Annotated in this window: 18 protein-coding genes, 1 tRNA gene and 1 pseudogene; 10 read left to right on the top strand and 10 right to left on the bottom strand. The window is 59.7% G+C overall.

Annotated features, from left to right (window positions below):
• Together metW and metX are read right to left on the bottom strand one after the other, a co-directional pair.
• The gene (gene metW / locus AC0L39_RS02305; protein ID WP_473260428.1) at positions 1-603 is read right to left on the bottom strand and encodes a methionine biosynthesis protein MetW; all 603 of its coding nucleotides are present in this window, start codon (positions 601-603) and stop codon (positions 1-3) included.
• Positions 600-1,713: pseudogene (gene metX, locus AC0L39_RS02300) on the bottom strand (homoserine O-acetyltransferase MetX). Before metX ends, metW begins: the two are co-directional and overlap by 4 nt.
• A gap of 83 nt (positions 1,714-1,796) precedes the next feature.
• Here metX and hisC point away from each other — a divergent pair.
• Both hisC and AC0L39_RS02290 read left to right on the top strand, forming a co-directional pair.
• On the top strand, positions 1,797-2,900 hold the full coding sequence (gene hisC / locus AC0L39_RS02295; RefSeq protein ID WP_473260426.1) for a histidinol-phosphate transaminase: 1,104 nt from the start codon (positions 1,797-1,799) through the stop codon (positions 2,898-2,900).
• Positions 2,897-3,802 (top strand): prephenate/arogenate dehydrogenase family protein, encoded by a 906-nt coding sequence (locus AC0L39_RS02290; protein WP_473260425.1) that lies wholly within the window; start codon positions 2,897-2,899, stop codon positions 3,800-3,802. The genes hisC and AC0L39_RS02290 overlap by 4 nt, the downstream gene beginning before the upstream one ends.
• Here the strand turns inward: AC0L39_RS02290 and AC0L39_RS02285 are convergent.
• From AC0L39_RS02285 to ftsE, 4 genes are read right to left on the bottom strand one after another with little or no spacing between them, the layout of a single operon-like run.
• The gene (locus tag AC0L39_RS02285; RefSeq protein ID WP_473260424.1) at positions 3,683-4,504 is read right to left on the bottom strand and encodes a lysophospholipid acyltransferase family protein; all 822 of its coding nucleotides are present in this window, start codon (positions 4,502-4,504) and stop codon (positions 3,683-3,685) included. The genes AC0L39_RS02290 and AC0L39_RS02285 overlap by 120 nt on opposite strands.
• Positions 4,501-5,037, bottom strand: coding sequence for a YdcF family protein (locus AC0L39_RS02280; RefSeq protein WP_473260422.1), 537 nt, complete (start codon positions 5,035-5,037; stop codon positions 4,501-4,503). The genes AC0L39_RS02285 and AC0L39_RS02280 overlap by 4 nt, the downstream gene beginning before the upstream one ends.
• Positions 5,038-5,043: 6 nt before the next feature.
• Positions 5,044-6,000: a cell division protein FtsX gene (locus AC0L39_RS02275; RefSeq protein WP_473260420.1), complete on the bottom strand. Its 957-nt coding sequence runs from the start codon at positions 5,998-6,000 to the stop codon at positions 5,044-5,046.
• Positions 5,997-6,749, bottom strand: coding sequence for a cell division ATP-binding protein FtsE (ftsE, locus tag AC0L39_RS02270; RefSeq protein ID WP_473260418.1), 753 nt, complete (start codon positions 6,747-6,749; stop codon positions 5,997-5,999). The genes AC0L39_RS02275 and ftsE overlap by 4 nt, the downstream gene beginning before the upstream one ends.
• Before the next feature lie 178 nt (positions 6,750-6,927).
• On the opposite strand from ftsE, the gene AC0L39_RS02265 reads away from it, so the two are divergent.
• From AC0L39_RS02265 to AC0L39_RS02255, 3 genes are all read left to right on the top strand, one after another.
• A complete protein-coding gene (locus tag AC0L39_RS02265) occupies positions 6,928-7,938 on the top strand; it encodes a zinc-ribbon domain-containing protein (RefSeq protein WP_473260416.1) in 1,011 nt (336 codons plus the stop codon).
• Positions 7,939-8,084: 146 nt separating this feature from the next.
• Positions 8,085-8,171, top strand: a tRNA-Leu gene (locus AC0L39_RS02260).
• 161 nt (positions 8,172-8,332) lie between these two features.
• Positions 8,333-8,554 carry an Arm DNA-binding domain-containing protein gene (locus tag AC0L39_RS02255; protein ID WP_473260414.1) on the top strand — a complete coding sequence of 74 codons (222 nt, stop codon included), beginning with the start codon at positions 8,333-8,335 and terminating at the stop codon, positions 8,552-8,554.
• Here AC0L39_RS02255 and AC0L39_RS02250 read toward each other — a convergent pair.
• From AC0L39_RS02250 to AC0L39_RS02235, 4 genes are all read right to left on the bottom strand, one after another.
• Positions 8,484-10,073, bottom strand: coding sequence for a type IV secretory system conjugative DNA transfer family protein (locus tag AC0L39_RS02250; RefSeq protein WP_473260412.1), 1,590 nt, complete (start codon positions 10,071-10,073; stop codon positions 8,484-8,486). The genes AC0L39_RS02255 and AC0L39_RS02250 overlap by 71 nt on opposite strands.
• Position 10,074: 1 nt before the next feature.
• A complete protein-coding gene (locus tag AC0L39_RS02245) occupies positions 10,075-10,548 on the bottom strand; it encodes a hypothetical protein (protein ID WP_473260410.1) in 474 nt (157 codons plus the stop codon).
• A gap of 279 nt (positions 10,549-10,827) precedes the next feature.
• Positions 10,828-11,577: a hypothetical protein gene (locus AC0L39_RS02240; protein ID WP_473262497.1), complete on the bottom strand. Its 750-nt coding sequence runs from the start codon at positions 11,575-11,577 to the stop codon at positions 10,828-10,830.
• Between the two features lie 215 nt (positions 11,578-11,792).
• A complete protein-coding gene (locus tag AC0L39_RS02235; RefSeq protein ID WP_473260408.1) occupies positions 11,793-11,990 on the bottom strand; it encodes a helix-turn-helix transcriptional regulator in 198 nt (65 codons plus the stop codon).
• Between the two features lie 732 nt (positions 11,991-12,722).
• On the opposite strand from AC0L39_RS02235, the gene AC0L39_RS02230 reads away from it, so the two are divergent.
• From AC0L39_RS02230 to AC0L39_RS02210, 5 genes are all read left to right on the top strand, one after another.
• Positions 12,723-13,940 (top strand): hypothetical protein, encoded by a 1,218-nt coding sequence (locus AC0L39_RS02230; protein WP_473260406.1) that lies wholly within the window; start codon positions 12,723-12,725, stop codon positions 13,938-13,940.
• 175 nt (positions 13,941-14,115) lie between these two features.
• Complete coding sequence (locus AC0L39_RS02225; protein ID WP_473260405.1) at positions 14,116-17,211, top strand: RHS repeat-associated core domain-containing protein; 3,096 nt, start codon at positions 14,116-14,118, stop codon at positions 17,209-17,211.
• 338 nt (positions 17,212-17,549) lie between these two features.
• Positions 17,550-18,020 (top strand): hypothetical protein, encoded by a 471-nt coding sequence (locus AC0L39_RS02220; protein WP_473260403.1) that lies wholly within the window; start codon positions 17,550-17,552, stop codon positions 18,018-18,020.
• A gap of 123 nt (positions 18,021-18,143) precedes the next feature.
• Positions 18,144-19,178, top strand: coding sequence for a hypothetical protein (locus tag AC0L39_RS02215; protein WP_473260401.1), 1,035 nt, complete (start codon positions 18,144-18,146; stop codon positions 19,176-19,178).
• Between the two features lie 86 nt (positions 19,179-19,264).
• Positions 19,265-19,555, top strand: a complete 291-nt coding sequence (locus tag AC0L39_RS02210; RefSeq protein ID WP_473262468.1) for a TrbC/VirB2 family protein — start codon at positions 19,265-19,267, stop codon at positions 19,553-19,555.
• Positions 19,556-19,663: the final 108 nt, after the last annotated feature.

Genomic DNA, 19,663 nt, shown 5'->3' with positions numbered 1-19,663 from the left:
TTAGCGCGAAAGCTGGAACACGGCGAATTCGGCGCGCAAGTTAGCGGCTGGCGCGCCGATTTGCTGTTCGTTGGCGAAATACCACGCGCGTTCGATCGCCGCTCCCTTGCTTCGGGCGAGCTCGCGGAAATCGTCCACCGTCACGTGGTGGATATTGGTTGTCTCGTACCAGCTGACCGGCAGCGCGCGGGTCACCGGCATCCGTCCTCCGAACATCAGGGCCGCGCGGGTGCGCCAGTGCGCGAAATTGGGGAAGCTGACGAAGGCCTTTTCACCGACGCGCAGCAGCTCGTCGAGGATCAGGTCGGGCCGCGTCGCTGTTTGCAGGGTCTGGCTGAGTATCGCGTAATCGAACGCCTTGTCCGGATAATTGGCAAGGTCTGTGTTGGCATCGCCCTGCACCACCGAAAGTCCGCGCGCGACGCAGCGTTCGACTTGCGCCGCGTCGAGCTCCATGCCGCGCGCATCGACGCCGCTCGCGCTTTCGAGTTCTGCCATCAGCGCACCGTCACCGCAGCCGATATCAAGGACCCTCGTGCCCGGCTTCACATGCGCGGCGATGGCGGCAAGGTCGGGGCGTAATGTGGGTGCGCTGGCGTTCACTCGATGAACCCCTGCACAACGCGGTCGAGCTGCTCGTGCTCCAGCAGGAAACTGTCATGCCCGTTGGGCGCGCTTAGCTCGACGAAGCTGACTTTTGCCCCGGCGGCGTTGAGCGCATGGACAATGTGGCGACTCTCGGTACGTGGGATACAGCCAGTCGGTGTCAAAACTGACAAGGCAGAAACGGGCGGCAGTTCCCTCGAACGCATTTGCGAGCTTACTGCCCGCCTCACCGCCGGAAAATTCTTCGGCGAGATCGAAATAGTCCATCGCGCGAGTGATATAGAGGTAGGAATTCGCATCGAAACGCTGGGTGAAGCCGCTGCCTTGGTAGCGAAGATAGCTTTCGACCTGAAAATCCGCGTCGAAACCAAAGCTTTTCGAGGTCCGGTCCTGCAAGCGCCGTCCAAACTTTTCGGTCAGCCCCTCTTCCGACAGATAGGTTATGTGCGCCGCCATGCGCGCCACTGCGAGGCCATTGTCGGGTGATTGCCCGCCCGCGTAATAATCGCCGTTCGACCATGCCGGATCTGCCATGATCGCCTGCCGGTAGACCTCGTGAAAGGCGATGTTCTGCGCCGAGTGCCGCGCGGTAGATGCGATGACCAGCGCGCGGCTCGCGCGCTCGGGCCAGTGCGCCGCAAGGCTGAGCGCCTGCATCCCGCCCATCGACCCGCCGACAACGGTGTGAAGCGTCTCGATCCCAAACCCGTCGAGCAGAGCCACAAGGCCGCGCACCATGTCCCGGATCGTGATGACCGGAAACCGCATCGCATAGGGCTGGCCATCAGCGGCTTTGCTGGCAGGGCCGGTCGAACCCATGCAGCTGCCAATCACATTGGCGCAAATCACGTGGTAGCGGTTCGTGTCGATCGGCTTGCCGGGGCCGACCATGCGCTCCCACCAGCCGGGCTTGCCGGTTATCGGATGCTTGCTTGCGACATATTGGTCGCCGGTCAGCGCATGGCAGATCAGCACCGCATTCGACTTGTCCGGTGCAAGCTCGCCATAGGTCTCATAGGCTATCCGGGCATCCGCAAGCGCCTGCCCGCTATCGAGCGGAAGGTCGCCGGGAATGCTGTAGATATTCGAGGCCGCGCTTGTATTCATTGGCCGTGCGGATTGGGCGAGAGACTGGCCCGTGTCAATTCCACTGTTCTTGAGCGAATGAAGCGGTTATCGCGGCGCACCTCATGTCGACACTTCCTACTCCCAAACCCTGGATCCTAGGCATCCATGCTTACGTACCGGGCAAATCGACCGCGAGCGATGGACGCGCGCTGATCAAGCTGTCAGCGAATGAGAACCCGCTCGGGACCAGTCCGGCCGCTCTCGAAGCGCTTGCGCATGCGCGCGCCGAGGCGGCCACGTATCCCGATCCGTCCTCGGCTGCGCTGCGGGAAAAAATCGCCGAGCTGCACGGTCTCGATGCGGACCGGATCGTATGCGGGACGGGCTCGGATGAACTCCTCAATCTTGCAGCGCAGGGGTTTGCCGGACCGGGCGATGAAGTGCTGTTCAGCCGCCACTCCTTCTCGGTCTACGACATCGCCGCGAGGCGCTGCGGCGCCACTCCGGTCGAAGCGCTGGACCGCGACTTCACCGCTGATGTCGATGCCCTTGTCGAAGCGATCACGGACCGGACGCGCGTCGTCTTTCTCGCCAATCCCAACAACCCGACCGGCACCTGGATTACGCCGGGCGAGGTCAGGCGATTGCGCGCAGGGATACCGAGAAATGTGCTGCTGGTGATCGACGAGGCCTATGCCGAGTATCTCGATCCGGAATTGCAGCAGGTCGGTTTCGAACTGGCAGAGGCGAGTGAAAACGTGCTCGTCACCCGCACCTTTTCCAAGATTTACGGACTCGCTGCCGAGCGGATCGGCTGGGCGACCGGCGCGCCGGGACTGATCGACGTGCTTAACCGCATTCGAGGGCCGTTCAATGTAACGGCAAGCGGCCAGAAAGCCGGGCTGGCCGCGCTGGGTGATCAGGACTTTGTCGAGCGAAGCCGGGCGCACAATTGCGCCGAACGGGTGCGCCTCGAAGACGCGGTCGCTGCGCTAGGCAATCACGGGCTGTCTTCCGTACCGAGCGAGGCGAATTTCCTGCTGGTTGAGTTCAACGGTGAGGTCAGCGCCGGGGCAGCGCTCAATGCCATTGCGGGGGCCGGTTACGCCGTTCGCCACCTGCCCGAACCCGGACTGAAGCACGCCCTTCGCATCACGATCGGCAGAAGCGAGGACATGGACAAGGTCATCTCCTCGCTTCGGCAATTGTGCGGAGAAGCGCCGTGATCCGCAGCGTCGCCATAATCGGGCTCGGCCTGCTAGGCGGGTCGATCGGCCTCGCTGTGCGCGAGCGCGCGCCCGACATTCGCACCACGGGCTTCGATCATGACCCGGACGTGCGCAAGGCAGCCAAGGCGCGCGGATTGGTGCAGTCGGTATGCGAAACGGCAGAAGAAGCAGTGGGCGAGGCCGACCTCGTGATCCTTTGCGTACCCGTCGGCGCGATGGAAAGCGCAGCGCGCGCCTTCGCGAGTGCCTTGCCCGGCCACACGATCATCAGCGATGTGGGATCCTCCAAGCAGAGTGTCGGCGAAGCGCTGGTGAAAGCGCTACCGGGGCGCACAATCATTCCCGCCCACCCGGTCGCCGGAACCGAGCAGAGCGGGCCGGAGGCAGGGTTCGCCAGTCTCTTCACCAACCGCTGGTGTATCCTGACCCCCGCAGACAATGCCGATCCTCAAGCCGTGAAGGCGCTGAGCGCGTTCTGGACAAAGGTCGGTGCGAATGTCGAGATCATGGATGCCGAGCACCACGACCTCGTGCTTGCCGTGACGAGCCACATCCCGCACCTCATCGCCTTCACCATCGTCGGTACTGCCAGCGATCTGGAGGAAGTGACGCGCAGCGAAGTCATCAAGTATTCCGCCGGCGGCTTTCGCGACTTCACCCGGATCGCCGCGTCCGATCCGGTGATGTGGCGCGACGTGTTCCTGTCGAACAAGTCCGCAGTGCTCGAAATGCTGGGCCGATTCAGCGAAGACCTGACCGCGCTGCAGCGAGCGATCCGGTCAGGCGACGGCGACAAGCTCCACGACCTGTTCAGCCGCGCGCGCGCGATCCGGCGGCAGGTGATCGAAGAAGGCCAAGATGACGATCGCCCCGATTTCGGGCGCGAAGATCATGCATGAGGCCGGAGCGCTCAATTCAGCGCGTTGATCGCAGCATGCACCCGGTCTTCGATCTCGCGGCGCGGTAATCCCGCCGGGATTGTATCTCCAACCCGGTAGGTGATCGTGCCCGTACCGCTTGTCGAGGCGGTGATAGAGCGGTCCGCTGTTGACCGCGATCGGCACCACCGGCAGGCCAAGCAGCTTGTAGATGCCGGCGAAACCCGATTGCAGCGGCGGGCTCTGCCCGTGGCGAACGCGAGTTCCTTCCGGAAAGATGACCAGCGGCCGCCCTTCCATTACGCGCTGACGAGCTGTCGCGATCATTTGCCGCAGAGAGCTCGCACCCCCATCACGCGCCACCGGGACCAGCCCATAGACCTTCGCCGAAAATCCCCATCCGGGGATCATGAACAGTTCCCGCTTGGCGAACACGGTTGGAAAGCTGAACAGGCGCGGCATGTCGATAGCCTCGAAATAGCTTTCATGCTTGACCGCGATCAGCACCGGCTCGTCGGGTATCTCGCCCTCCTGCCTGATCGTGATCCCGAGCAGGTTGCGAACGCACCAGCGATGCCACACGCCCCATGTCGCCACGACCCCTCTCAGCCGCTCGCGGCCAAACGGGACTGCCAGCACCGATGCCACGACGAGCACGGCGGAAAACCCGTAAAAAACGGGATAGAACAGCAAGCTGCGCAGGATCGCGGCGAAGGTCTTCAAAATCCGAACAATCCCGCAGCCCAGCTGGCAAGCAGTTTGTGATATTCGAGAAAGAGGCTCGCAAAGCTTGGCTCCGACGGCACTGCATCGCGCAGCACTGTGACATCGGAAGGCAAGGCCCGTGACAATTCGCCAGCCGCGCGGCGCATGTGCCAGTCTGTCGTGACAAGCCTGAGCGAGCGCACCTGGTTATCCGCGACCCACTGAGCGGTTTCGGCGGCATTGCTGCGCGTATCGACCGCGGCAAATCCCAGCGTGATACAGCATTCAAGGCGCGCTTCCTCGACCTCGAATTCGGCGGCGAACTCGTCCGGTGTTACTTCGCGATCAACGCCGGTTACGAGCATCTTGTCTGCAAGTCCCTGATCCAGAGCTTCGAGACCTTGGGCGATCCGCCCTTCGCCCCCTGTCGTGACCACAATCGCGTCGGTGACCGTCTCACCCGCCGGCTCGGGCAGCGCAAACGCAAACCACACAAAGCCGAGCACCCACACCAAGACAACCGCAGAAATAGCCCTTCGAAACACCATCATTCAGCCTTATAGCATTGACCTGAGGGCAAGCTTAATCGTGATGCGCCCCGTCAAGAGCGCGAGCAAGACGCCGATAACCGGTATCATGCCGATAATCACCCAATCGCTAACGCGCAGCCCGCCGCCTCCGACCATCCCGCTGTCCAGCGCGGCAAATTGCTGGCCCAGCAGCCATACCGCGCCAAGCCCAAGCAGGAGCCCGATCACAGCCCCGAATGCGGCGTCTCGCACTACCGATCGCTGGAATATCCGCGTCACCTGCGTATCCGTCCCGCCCAGCAGGTGCAGGATTTCAACGGTCTCGCGGTGGTTCGCAAATGCGCTGCGGGCAGCCAGCCAGACCGCCGCAGCCGTGGCAAAGGCAATCAATGCGATCAGCGCAAGAGCGAGATACTGGAGTGCCGAGAGCGCATCGTAGACCGGGCGAAGCCAGTCGGATTGCGCATCGATCCGGGCACCGGGCGCGACGCTGTTCAACGCGGTCTGCAACTCTGCAATCTCTGCCGGTGTCACACGGCGTGTCAGTTCGACGTCGATCAGCGCCGGGATCGGCACATCCTCGCTCTGCGCAGCGGAGCCGAGCCACGGTTCGAGCAATGCGGCAAGCTCCTCTTCGGGAACGACGCGGACCGAGGTAACCAGCGACCGCTCCACCAGCGCATCGGCGGCAGCCCTTGCCAGCGCAGCGCGCCGCTCTGCATTGGCCTCGAGGATCTGGACCGTCACCGCGTCCGACAAATCAGCGCGGGCGTTCTCGGCCAGGTTGCGCAGCGATAATCCGCCCGCTGCAGCGATCACGACGAGGGCGATGAGGATCGCGATGACCCACGGTATCGGACCGCCGAAGCGCGTTTGCGGAAGCAGCTTCGCCGCCAACCCGCCGCGCATCTTGGGATAGTCCGATTGCGCAGTATCGGCGGCGGCGTCCTGCGAGCCTTGTTGCGGGAGAGGCGGCGTGTTCATGATGGGCCTGCCTGCGGCACACCTGGCCGGCCCGGTTCAGGCCGAGGCGGGAAGCGCAGTGCGCCAGTAGGATCGGACAGGCGGCCCTTGCTCAGCCGCATGATGAGCGAATCCGGCACCTTCTTCAGCAAATGCACATCGTGCGTCGCCACCACCACCGTTGTACCCACGCGATTGTTGAGCGCCTCGAACAGACGCAGCAGCTTCAGCGCCATTTCCGGATCGACGTTACCAGTCGGCTCATCCGCGATCAGCATCTTCGGCCGCGCGATGACCGCGCGCGCAATCGCAACCCGCTGCTGCTCTCCGCCGGACATCGTCGCAGGAACCGCATGCGCACGGTGCGTTAGCCCGACCCAATCGAGCATGTCGGACACGGCCTTCATCACCTTGCCCTCCTTCGTGCCGGCAAGCCTAAGCGGCAATGCGACATTGTCGAAGGCCGACAGGTGCTGGACCAGCCGGAAATCCTGGAACACCACGCCGAGCCGCCGCCTGAAATCAGGAAGGCGCTCGCGCGGGAGGGTGATCATGTCCTTGCCGAACATGCGGATCGCACCGCGCGAGGGGCGCTGCGCGAGGTAAAGCAGTTTGAGCAGGCTGGTCTTCCCCGCCCCGCTCGCGCCGGTCAGAAAATAGAAGCTGCGCGGATGCAGCGTGAAGCTGAGATCGCTCAGCACTTCGGGATCAGTGCCATAGCGCAGCCCGACATTGTCGAATTTCACAATCTCACTTGGGCGTTCGCTCATCGCGCGGGCTTATCAGCGGCCTTCGAAGGGTGGAAGCGGTTCATGGCAACTAACATGTGGGTTTACCGGGCTGAAAGCGCAATTTTCGCGCTCCAGTGTGGAAAAAAGGCTTGATTTGCGGGCTCACGGCTCAACCGCCCTTGTGCACGGTACACCCTGCTATAATGCGAGGGGTGCAATGATTATATCCTGCCCAGCTTGCTCGACACGGTATGTCGTGCCGGATACCGCCATCGGGATCGAAGGCCGGACGGTGCGCTGCGCAAAGTGCAAGCATAGCTGGTTTCAGGATTCAGAGCCGCTGGACCTGACGACACGGGCAAGTGAGCCGGAAACTTTCGGCAGCGCGGCTGAAACGCCTGCAACGCCGCCTCGCCCTGCGCCTCCACCACCTTCACCGCCGCCCTCTCCGCCAGCGGAAGAGACGGTAGCGCCTGCGGCGGACCAGCCTCAAGACACGGATGGAGGCAAGGATGCCGCAGCCGCACCGTCGGTCAGCCATTGGAGGACCGGGGACCGTCCGAAATCGCAGGGCGTCGACCCGAAAGACCCCGTCGCCGGGGGTATTGCCGCCAAGGCGCTGCGCCAGGGACTGAGCCGCCCCGAGCGCCCCGAACCCAGAGAAGAGCCGGAAACGCAAGACGCTCTGGAAGAACCGGCTGTACCTGCTTTCGAATCGGACCCGGTCGAGGAAGCCTTTGAAGAAGGCGAGTACGAAGAGGACAGTTCGCCATTCGATTACGTCGCGCCGTTCAGCGCGCGGCGCAATCCGCTCAAGATGTGGACCATCGCAGCTGCGGTTTTCGCCCTGCTCGCCACGGCCACGGTGTTTGCGGTCAATTATTACGGGCTGCCCAGCTGGCTACCCGTGAACCAGCCAACCTTCGGTATCGGCAAGCCTGATCTCACGCTGGACTTCCCGGCAGAGCAGCAGCGCACCGAAGAGCTGGAAACGGGCACAGAGATTTTCCGCGTTCGCGGCAGCATTGCCAATTCGGGCCGCGATACTGTTGCAGTGCCTTCGTTGCTGGTGGTCTTCCGCGACGAACGACAGCGGCAGGTTGGCACGTGGCCAATCGTCCCGTCGAAGCGCGAGCTTGCCCCGGGCGAGAGCCTCAATGTGACCGAGGCCATTTCGGACATTCCGCCTGCAGCGCGCATGGTCGAAATTGGCTGGTCTCCCAACTGATTCCGGTTTCTGCGGGTCACGCGGCCAGAAAATCCGACTCGTTCGGCGATTGCCCGCCTCAAAGCGCTTGCGCCGCACCGAACCCCTTGCTACGGGCGCGCTCCTACCAGGGGCAGCGCATGGTTCGCCGCCCTGAATACCTGAGTGCGGTCGTGGCGGAACTGGTAGACGCGCAACGTTGAGGTCGTTGTGGGCTAACGCCCGTGGAAGTTCGAGTCTTCTCGACCGCACCATTACTCTTCTAGCATTGCTGAACATATCATCGCTAAAGGCCCAGAAATCCTGAGGGTTTGGCGCGATCGCGTTGACGCATGGCGGAGCATTGCATATCTCTGTTTCACGCACGTCAGGGTGGATAGAAAGGTGGTCTGTGAAGTTAAGCGCACTCACGCAAATGAAAGCCAAGAATCTGGGGCCAGGCAAGCATGCCGATGGCCAAGGTTTGTGGCTAGTTAAACGCGACAAGAGTGCCGGGCGCTGGATGCTGAAGATAGTCGTTCATGGAAGGCGCCGCGAAATGGGACTCTGCCGCTGGCCAGACGTTTCTATCGGTGAAGCGCGTGAACGGGCTTCTCAGGCACGACATACCGTGTCGAGCAAGCTGGGCAGGATATAAAGAAGCGTCCGAAAACCTCAGTGCCTTGCTCCTTCAGGAGATCCTTGGCGGTGTTGATCAGGATCACCTTGCCCGCATTCATCTCGGTGAACAGATCGAGCTTGGAGCGCGGATGCGCAAACATCCGCTCGAAGGTCTGGTTTTCGAGTATGCCCCACAGGCGGCGCAGAACCTGCTTCTTGGTCTGCTCGAATTCGCGCGAGGCAAACTCGGTCTCAAAGAAGTGCTTGGCGGTGCCTTCAAGCTTGGCGATGTGCTCGGCGAATTTTACCTCGCTCTTCGGTTCCATCAGCTCGCGAAGCGTGTGGATCATCGCATCGGGAATATGGAGCATGAGCCGCGTCACATAGCGGAAGATCACGTTCTGCTTCTGCGTCATCTGCGCATCGAGCAGTGTCCCGAGCACGAAATCATAGAGCTCAAGGATCGAATTGGTTAGCCGCTCGCGCTCGAGCGGTTCGTAGCCTGATAGACGCTCCTGACCGACATCGAACAGGTTGAGCGAGACTAGGTATTCGACATCGGTGGGATCGATCAGCACGAGCCGGTCGTGCAGCGCGCCGCCAGGACCGAAGACATCAAGCTTGGCGATGTTCTTGATGAGATCGCCTTGGCTATCAAGCACGATGAGTGAGCGCTTTTCTTGGCTCATCGCGGCCAAGTCCTGCGCGATAAGAAATTGCAGCGTCTGGGTCTTGCCGTGGCCCGAGCCTGCCACGATGTGGTGATGCTCGAAGCGGGCGCTTGTGGGGATCGTAAAGGTCAGCTGCTGGTCGAACAGATCGGCGAGCGGCGTACCCCCGAGATAGGCCGATACCAATTGTTCGGGCGTCTTGGCGTCGAACTGCTCGGGCCATTTGGGTGCGCGCTTGAAGCTGGCCGGATCGGCCGGATTACCGCCCGAGGCTGCGATCAGATTGCGCTCAAGACGTTCGGCAAGCCGGGTGAGCAGTCCCGCTTCGGCAAGCTCTTCATCAAAGCCGACCGAGAGCATCGTCTGGACCGGCTCAGCGACATTGCCAAGGCTTCGCAGCAGGTCGGTCGGGATGGCGATGCCGTCATCGTTATCCCCTTGCTCAAGGAGTGAAGGGCATGCTTCATGGATCGGCGCGATCAGGGCATGAGCAGCTTGGACGAGCAAGCGGCAGTTCTCTTCAAAATGGTCGAGCAGCGCGCGCTGGCGCGATACCTCTTCGCGGATATCCCAGAGCCCGGCAATCGTGTGCCTCCGCGACCAATCCACCTCAGGCAGGTCGAAGAGGTCATCGCCTGCAAGCAGGCCGCAGATGAGATAGAGGATGATTGCCGCTTGCTCATGGCCTTCGGGGATCGATAGCGCCTCGCGCACATCCTCGGCCAGCACCTTCGCCAGCGCCAGCCTGCCGGTCTCGGAGCGCAGGTTCTGGTAATCGAGCCGGACCGCAACCTCGTCATAAAGCGTGCGCGTCTGCCCGGCTTCACTGGGACGAAGCAGGCCATGCGCGAGAGCATGCAGCCGGGCTCCGGCGCGCCAGACCATTTTAGAAGAACGCCTTTACGATAAAGGTCTTGGCCTCTTCGGGCGGGAGGACGACCACATCGCGGTGCTCGACCCCGTCCCAGTGCTTGGCGCTTTCGACCACTTGGCGCAGCGCCTGACACATGCCTTCGAGCTCGGCTTCCTTCTTGGCGAGATCGACGATACTTGCACATTTGAAGCTGCGCCCGTGAAGCAGGTCTTTCAGAAATATCGTCTCGCGCTTTTCGTTGACCCACCAATAGGCAGTGCCGATCCAAGCAGCGAGTGAAAGGGGACCGGCAAGCGTCGCATCGAAACCGATTAGGGTAAGGATGGAGAACGCGACTATTGCCCCCAATAGGCCTATTAGGACGCCGTGCTTCCAGAGGCCTTCGTCATCGCCGAGCAGGACTAGTGCCTCGTCCATATCGTAGCGTTCGATGAGCGCGCGCTCGTCATCATCGGTTGCAAGCATGGCCCAGAGCCTAAAGCTCACTCGTCCTAGCCCTTTACGCGTTTGTTCTCGCTTAAGCAGCACCTTCATCAAATAGTCCCCCCAAGTTGATCGCCAAATCGTTATCCTGCCTTCAAGGCGCCGACTCGTGGCCGCGCAGGTCCAAGTCTTTTCTTGATATTTGAGAGAAAAGATCTTGAAGTCATTCTGCATCCCCATGGCAATGCGAGACGGCATGGGTAGCCATGCACCAGTATGGATGGGGATCGAAGAGGCGGTCCGATGGGGATAGAGTACGCCGCATTCGTATCCCCCATCTGATCACTCGAAAAACACCCGGTCACACCCTGCATCAGGGTCATGGAAAATCCGGTCGCCTTGAGCTGGATTGGTGACACTCTCGAGCGTTACAAACAGACCATTGGCCGAGATCCAGATCCTGTAGCTTTCTCTCCATTCCTCGCCTTTACCGACGAATGAAAGATTGTAGATCGAGTTGCCGCGATCATCGCTCGCAATGCTCTCAAGCGTTCCGCGGCCTTCATAGAGTCGTATCTGCTTCGGGTTCACAGTGAGTTCGGCGTTCATCGGATACCCGCGACATGTGTCCATCGACGACCATGTCCCGCTGAAGACGTCCGGAAAGACTGCCGCTGATCCTGTCGCCGTGTGTTCAAGTTTCTCCAGATTGCGTCCCCAGACATATTGACCGTCGCCAAGCTTGAACCATTGCGAGCTCGGATCGAAAGCCTTGACTTCACGAGCGGTGACGAATGATCCTTGGGAGAGAATATAGAGCGCTTCCGTGCCTTGGCCGGTGGGGAAGGCCCGCACATTGGCATTACCCGTGACAGTGTAAGCGAGCGCCTCAGACACATAGACATCTTCATAACTGGCCAAGTCGGGCAGTCCGTCAGCAGTAAGCTTTGACGCCTCAGGCTCACGCTCGAACATCGTTCCGATGCCGCTCGAGATCGGATTGCTGGTGAAGGCGATGAGGAGAACCGCGAGCAGCATTACCCCGCCAATGCCGCGCCTGCGGTTCTCCGGTCGGCGAGCATGGTCTGACATCGCAGACAAGCCCCTTAGGGCGCCATTGGCTCCGCCACCCAAAACCGAACCCGCTCGATCAACAAGCGGCGCACTGCGCGCGCTCAGTTCCCCGCATTTAGGGCAGAAAGCCTGGCGAGCTTGAAGCGCCGCCCCGCATTTATTGCATTCGATCATTCGCTTCCCCCAAAGCAAATGGGTGACCGGGGTGTGCACCCCCGATCACCCGCTCCTATTCAGGAGTGCCGGACAGGTTGGTCTCGGGCTTCCAGGCGTTCTTGGAGCCAGTCCAGCACTTCGTCCTCAACCCATCCGACCCGGCACGGGCCCAGCTGTACCCGCTTGGGGAATAGGCCGGCCTTTTCCAGGCGCGCGATGTGTTGAGAGGAATACAGAACCAACTCCCTGACCTGACGCTTCGACAAAATCCTCATCACGATGTCTCCTTGATTTAAAGAGCATCGCGATGCTCAAGGGTTGGCAATAGCCCTCGAGGCCCAGTCAAGTTAGCCTATCCGAACTAAAGCGCAAGAAGAGCAAGTGTCTCACGACTGGGCGGGAGTGATCAAAAGCCTTGTTCTGGCAGTCCGACACCTCATTCTGGTTGCTACATTCGATCGAATCACTCGCTGCTGATTCGGTAACTTCAACGTTGGGAGTCAGACTCCCGATCGTTCGCTTTCCAGAGTTTTCTCCCGAGATTTCTTGTACACGAATTCACAGAAAAGCGCGCTTCAAGAAGCATCTGCAGCGGGCGAACCTATTAAATGCTTGACTTAAAGTTTCGTTCAAATGCAGGTACGACTACCATCGACGAAGTGAAAAGGTGGATCATAATGATCAGGGTTAGTAAACCTTGCGCGAGTTTTCGTGTCTTCGGCAATAAAGGTATTCGCAGGAAGCACGCGACGGGACCGAAGGGCATTTTCCTGTTAGCTTTTAGCCTGCTTACTGTCGCGACGCCTGCTCATGCTGGACCGATGATCCTGATTGTTCCGCAAGTTGCATCGCTTCTGGTCGTCTCAGTTCCAGTCACCAGCACCTGTTTCTACTTTACTTACGACGAGAATGGCAATCGCGTCTCTTCTACGAGCTCATCTATTCCTGCAAGCAGCTCGACTTGGGGAACTTCGGTTTATGGTTGCGCAAAATGGAACTAGTATTCGGTGGCTGCAGCGGTCGAGGCTATTTCAATTCCATCAAAAACGTTGTGTCCTGAGACAAAGGTGCTCCGAATGAAGTGCTTTGCTGCAATACTCACTTCCTCTGCACGAGCTCTGCTGAACTTACTTGGCCTGGTTCTTCTGAGCCTCCTTGTTGCTCATCCTGCTCAAGCTCAATCGGATCCGCCTGACACTGTGCTGGCGGGCTGGATTTCGCCAGCTGGTCCGGGAGGAATCTACAGCAGTGCATACGCTGCCTGCTACGCGCAGTGGGAAAAGTATCAGAGCGATAATCCATCCTCTCGGTTTCTAGGAATCCGTGAGAAAAGCGATGATTTCCGGCGCGTGGACTGCGAGTGGACCAGATGGCAATATCTATGCCCCGAACCAGGACAGTCCGGCGGAATTGGAAATTGCGGGACAATTAACCCGGCGAACGCCGAAATCGTCTGCCCGGTTGGCTATTATATAACGCAGGATGGTCTCTGTCGCCTGAGTGCGTCGCGCGAGCGCACTTGTAGTGATCCCTGTGACGACAATGGAAAGCCCAACCCCCGGACTGGCAATCCGGTCGTAGTTTCGACCGGAGCTAAGTATCTCGAGGCTCTTGACTATACATCTTCGGATGGCCTTCTTCGAATAGGGAGGCAATACCGCAGTTACCAGGTCGGACGGCCAATTCAGCAGAGCGTGCTGCCGCGTGCGCAGCTAAGTGGGCTGCAAGGCTCGTGGAATTTCGAGTTCAATCGCGAGATTCAGCTCGGAATCTTTCAAGGCTCACCCTCCGCCCCTGATGCAACAGTAGCGATTTTGCTCCCCGATGGCACGGGTTACGGGTTCAAACTTCAATCAAATGGGACGTGGGCGGAGGACAGCGGAGCCAATTTCTCGGGTTCATCTGGGGCGCTGAAGCTGGAGTTAATCGGAGCCTTGCCGTCCGATCTGGCGACAATGCGCGATGCTGCGACGGTCTGGCAGTTGACTGACAAGGATGACACGGTTTGGACGCTTGAAACTCGCGTCGGACCCAATGGAGGGCAATATCTTCGCGGTTGGCCTACGACAATGGAAGCGCGCTCCGGATATCAGCAGACCTTTTCCTACGCGGCGGATGGAAGTCTCGCTTCGATATCTGATAGTTTCGGTACGAACGGCAACGTTCGAGTGGAAGATCTTTCAAATTACCACCCATGTGCCAACACCTTCGGGAACGGCGCCTGAACCGGTCGCGATTGAGAGAATCAGCCTTCCGGACGGCACCACGCTCAAGTACCTATATGAAGACATCCCCCCTCCAGATCCTGTCGCAACTTATGGAGGGGGAGCAATCTGGTCAAACACTTGGCGGGGAGGCTCCGCTCCCGGCGGTGTTGGATCGAGTGCAATCAAGCGATACATGCCCAAGTTTGAGCGCCTTGCCGGGGTCGAACGTCGATCAGCAACAAGCGAACTGCTGGATTCCGTTCAATATCTCTACGAGCACGAGATTTACGGGAGGAATGTAACCGGGATCATTGATCACCGAGGAGAGCGGATCGCTACATTCGACTACGACGAGTCGGGCCGGACCATCTCAAGCGAACTGGCAGATGGAGCCGAACGCAATACCTTTGCCTACTCGAACAGCGGGTCCGACCGCATTCGCACCATAACCAACGAATACAGCAAGCAGAGCGAGTATACATTCAGCGAACTCTCCGCGAGCAATCGTGAATATCAGCTCACGTCGATCGACACCGGTGCAACGAATTCGACCGAAGCGACCAACGTTACCCTTGCCTATCCGGGCGGAACCTTCCTTACTAGCACGACCGACGCCGAAAGGCGGCTTATCACGACCACGCGTGATGCGCGCGGACGTCCGATCAGCATCACCGAGGCGAGCGGAACGGCAGACGCGCGAACGACCACGATCGCCTGGCATGCGACTTTCAATGTGCCAGAGACAATCGTCGCTCCTGGCCTGACCGAGGTTCGCAGCTACGACACCCAAGGTCGACTAACTTCGGTCACCCTCACCGACACGACCAGCCACGCCACCCCTTACGCGACCAACGGGCAAACACGCACATACACTTACGCGTGGGATAGCAACGGACGATTGCTGTCCGAGAATGGACCGCTTGCGGCGAGCGGGTCCGACGATGACCTCACCACCTACGCCTACGACATGAGCGGAAACCTGCTGACCGCCACGAATGCGATGGGGCACACAACAACCTATGCGGGTTACGATGCCAACGGACGCCCCGGCTCAATGTCCGATCCCAATGGGGCGGTCACCAGCTTCACATACGATCCACTCGGCAGGGTCACGACGATTGTCGCTCAGCACCCGAGCAATCCGGCGCTCAACGCCACGACATCGATGGCCTACGACGCGGTCGGTAATGTCACCCAACTGACGTTGCCCGACACGACCCCGCTGATCATGGAGTACGATGCCGCAAACCGGCTCGCTGTCATGCGTTCGGGTGCAGGGGAGCGTTGGGATTACACCTATGACGCGGCGGGCAATGTCGAGCGTGAGACGGTAACTCGCACCGATGGCTCGACATCGATGCTGGTACGGCGTCAGTTCGACGAGCTTGGGCGTCTGCTGCGTGAAACGCTCGGCACGCGCTCGCCGGCGAGTTGGGGATACGACAAGGTCAACAACGTTGTCGCAGCCACCGATCCCAACGGGTTTGCCACTACGACATCATTCGACGCGCTCGACCGGGTGGTTTCGACGATAGCGCCCGATGGCGGAAGCGCCGGCGCGACCTATGACGAGCAGGACAACCCGCTCACCTTCACCGATCCGATCTCGGTCACCACCGGCTTCACCTACAACGGTTTTGGCGAGGTGATCGAGGAGGTCTCGCCTGATCGCGGGACCAGCACCTATTGGTATGATGCCGCGGGCCGCATGACCCAATCGAGCGATGGGCGTGAGCAGGTGATCAATTACACCCATGATTGGCTCGGGCGTGTAACGCAGATGACCCCGGTCGGTCGCCCCGCAACAGAAGCGATCGAGTACCACTATGACAGCGGCGGACTATCCGGTTCCTACGAAATCGGTCGCCTTGCGAAGGTCGTCGACGGGTCGGGGACTACGCTGTTCGCCTACGACCACCGCGGCAACCAGACAGCGCAGCAGCAGGCAATCGGTACTAGCGCTGCGGCACAACTTGCCTATGAATACGATACCGCAGATCGCATCACGCAGATCAACTATCCCTCGGGTCGGCAGGTTCGCTACGGATACGATACTGAGGGACGCGTCGCACTGGTCGAGACACGCGAGAACGCGTCTGCACCGGGTTGGGAACTGGTTGCGAGCGGCCACCAGTACGAACCCTTCGGTCCGATCAAGTCGATGGCGTTCGGCAACGGTCTGTCGGTTACCAACCAATGGGGATCCGACGGACGGCTCGCTTCGCGGAGGCTATACACCACGATCGGCGGGACCGATGTCTCGCACCTTGCCTATGGCCGCGATGCCGTGGGCCGGATCGGTGCGATTGCCGATCTGGTGAGTCCGCCCAACTCGATCATCTATGGCTATGACGAGGTCGGACGCCTGACAATGGCGGTCTCGGACGGCTCGAGCGGCAATGCCGAAACTTACAGCTACAACGGCGGCACCAACCAGCTCGCCTCGCTCGCCGACAGCAGCGGGACGCGCACCATAGCCTATGACGGGCGCGGCAATACTGTAAGCGAGAGCCGCCCCGGCGGTATCGCAGTGACCGCGACCTATGACGGCTACGGGCGGCTCGCGAGCTACGACCGCACCAATATTGGCGCGCAGACCTACAGCTATAACGGCATGGGTGACCGGGTGCGCGTCGACAAGCCGACCGGCACGCGGCATTTCGTTTACGACACCGACGGGCGGGTGATCGGTGAATACGGCGCTTCGGCGAGCGATGTGAAGGCCGAGTTCATCTGGGCGCTTCCGCCCGGTGCGAGCGATGTCTCACCCTTCGGCGGGGGCGACGAGATCATGGGCTACGCCCCTCTGGCGCTGGTGACCGAGAACGGATCGAGCCAGCTTGAGCTTTTCTGGGTCCACGGCAACCACCTCGGCGTGCCGTTGGTGACGACTAACGCATCGGGCCAGGTGGTGGCGCCCGGCAGCGACTTCCTGCGGCCCGGTTTTCCGGGTCAGAGCCAGGTGCTGAGCGATCTCTATTACAACCGGGCGCGGGATTATGATCCGCTGACTGGGCGGTACATTCAAGCCGACCCCATCGGGCTGCTGGGGGATCTGAACCCATATCTGTACGCGAATGCTGACCCAGTGAATGGAATGGACCCAGATGGGCTGTGGTTGCGCCAAGTTGGGGGAGCGGTCATCTTTGGAGGAGCGAACCTCGGTTATCAGCTTCATCAGAATGGTGGGCGCCTCGAATGTGTCAACTGGTGGGAAGTGGCCGACTTCGCGTTACTAGGGACTGGCCTTGGGTTCGGTACGAAGCTTCTTCACCGGCATGCTTCGTAGTCCCGCTCCAAAGACCGCCAGAGGGTTCAGATCATGGAAGTTCCCAAGGGTTAGTCAAAGACTTAGAGGAGAAAACGGTCTTGTCGGCAAGGATGTTGATCTCCACCATTGGTTAGTTACGCAGAACATGATGAAGGCCATGCGAGGTCGAATGAGAAGCCAGAGAGGGCGTGATTTAGTGAATCGTGCCTTCAATCGACCATGGAATCTAAACCCGGTACCAAGAAGGTTCCATCAGACAATACTCAATCCATTGCCTTATGCGCCTCGACTGGTTTTGGGAGCGCCACCTCCGGTTCAGGGCCTCGGCGCTACGGTGATCGTCGCTGGCGGGTTGAATGGCGCCGAAGGTGCATTCAGTGACTGAACCAAGCGTCCCTTTCCTTCTATTCCATCCAAAATTCATCGAGAAAGTCGGGCATGGTCGTGGTGTGGTGGAACGCTGGGAGTTTCAGGCAACTCGAAAGTCGTTAGCCAAACGCTGGTGGGACGCAGGATGCTTTGCGATTGATGCGGATATGCGCCGTTTCGAGCTTTTGGACGTTAAGATCAAAGGTATGGCTTGGACTTGGCTCAACCTGTTCCAGCGCAAAGATAAGGTCTTTTTGTCGTTTGAGTATGTGTTTGACGACGAGTATGAACAACTGACGTTTGACGAAGCTCGAGACCTTTACATTTCTGCTATGTCAAAGAAGAAATGGTGGGCGCACAATGGAGAAGACGAAACTGAGTTTAACGCGCGGATTGCCAGCTATTCAACCTGGAATGAGCTTGTTAGGCCCCTTTCGCTTGTGGGGCGTCACCCATGAAGATCGACTGATTTTCAAACCATCTTTGGCGACCCTAAGGACGCAAGTCCGATCGAACTTAATTACCGTTGTAGTAGGTCAGAGGAAGAGTGGAAGAGCTCCCCCTAAGTAAGGAAATCAAGTATGCGCATATTTCTTGGAACCTCGACACTTGCGGCCCTGCTTCTTACCGTTGCGCCAGCAATCGTTCACGCCCAACCTCAACAATGCGCCGTCCCCTTTACCCTCACCAATGGCCAAGTCGCCGATGCGACCGAGGTGATGGACAATTTCAACGCGGTCGCCGCCTGCGTCGATGATCTTGAAGCCGAGACCGTCACCCACGAAGGCACGCCCACAACCGGCGAAATCGCGGTGTTCGACAGCGCCACGGGCATTACCGGCGGCGACCTCACTGGCGATGTTACCACCTTGGGTTCGACGGTCACAACCTTGGCGGATTCGGGTGTCACTGCAGGCACCTACGCCAGCCCCAGCATCACCGTCGACAGCAAGGGGCGCATCACCTCGGCCACCAATGGTAGCGGCGGTGGAGGGGGCGGGGGATCAGCCTACGAAGCCTCTCCGCAAGACATCCCTGCACTCGCCAATTTCACCTGGCTTAATCAGGGCAGCGCAGTCGCGACTGACACCACGCAGGGCCTCATGATCACCGCAGACATGGACGGCGAGATCCACGGCCTGATGCAGGCCGCACCGACATCGCCGGACTTCGACATTTTCATGCGGGTGGACCAGATCGTCGGCTCGACCAGTATCTCGGCAAGCTACTATTCCTATCCGACCATCATCCTCAGAAACTCACAGTCAGGTCGCATACTGCACGTCTATCTCGGTCGAGGGCGATCATCGAAGGATCCAACGTGGCCGGTCGGCATCCAGCGCTGGAGCAGCGCGACCTCCTATGCGTCCGACGGGATCGCGGTGCACTTCCTGGCCGATACAACGAAGTGGGTGCGGGTTAATGTTAACGGCAATACGGTTTCACTCTATGTCAGCCCCAACGGCCACAACTGGATGTTGATCGGCACAGAAAGCTTGTCAGCTTACTTGAATGCTGCAGGCGGCAGCCTCGATGAAATCGGTCTAGGATTGCGGGCGGGTTCCGCCAGCTTCTCGACAGCGGTTTTCCAGCAGTTCGGAACCACCGCGCCTTGATCGGCGATGCTCCTGATTCGAACGCGTTGGGGGCTGCAGTGAGTTGGCTGCAGGGCCTAGTCGCAGGGCCATTTGCTACTACGCTGATGACCCTGGCAATTGCGTTGCTCGGATTTAGACTTCTTTCCGGTAGGGCGTCGCTGCGGCATGGCTTAAATGTGGTGATCGGTTGCTTTGTTTTGCTAGGCGCCGCCTCGCTTGCACAGTTTCTGACTCTTTCATCTTCTTTGGCAGAGACATCTCCGTCCCATACGTTTGGCAGCTATCAAGTTGGACCTGAGGCCAATCCCACCGATTGGGGCGAGCTCGCGCCCATTTTGCCCGCAAGGCGTGGCAATCCGTTCGATCCCTATACTGGGGAGCGACCAACCAATTGAATTGAGACGTAAGCCGTATTTCTGCTTCTAGATTGATCGAATATTGCGATCTCAGCCCTGTTTTAGCGTTGCGACACGAGACTTTGCTTGCATTCCGATCGCAAATAA

Source organism: Erythrobacter sp. K21-9 (genome assembly GCF_055808355.1).
Note: the sequence above shows the minus strand (reverse complement) of the source record. Positions and strands in the feature narration are given on the sequence as shown.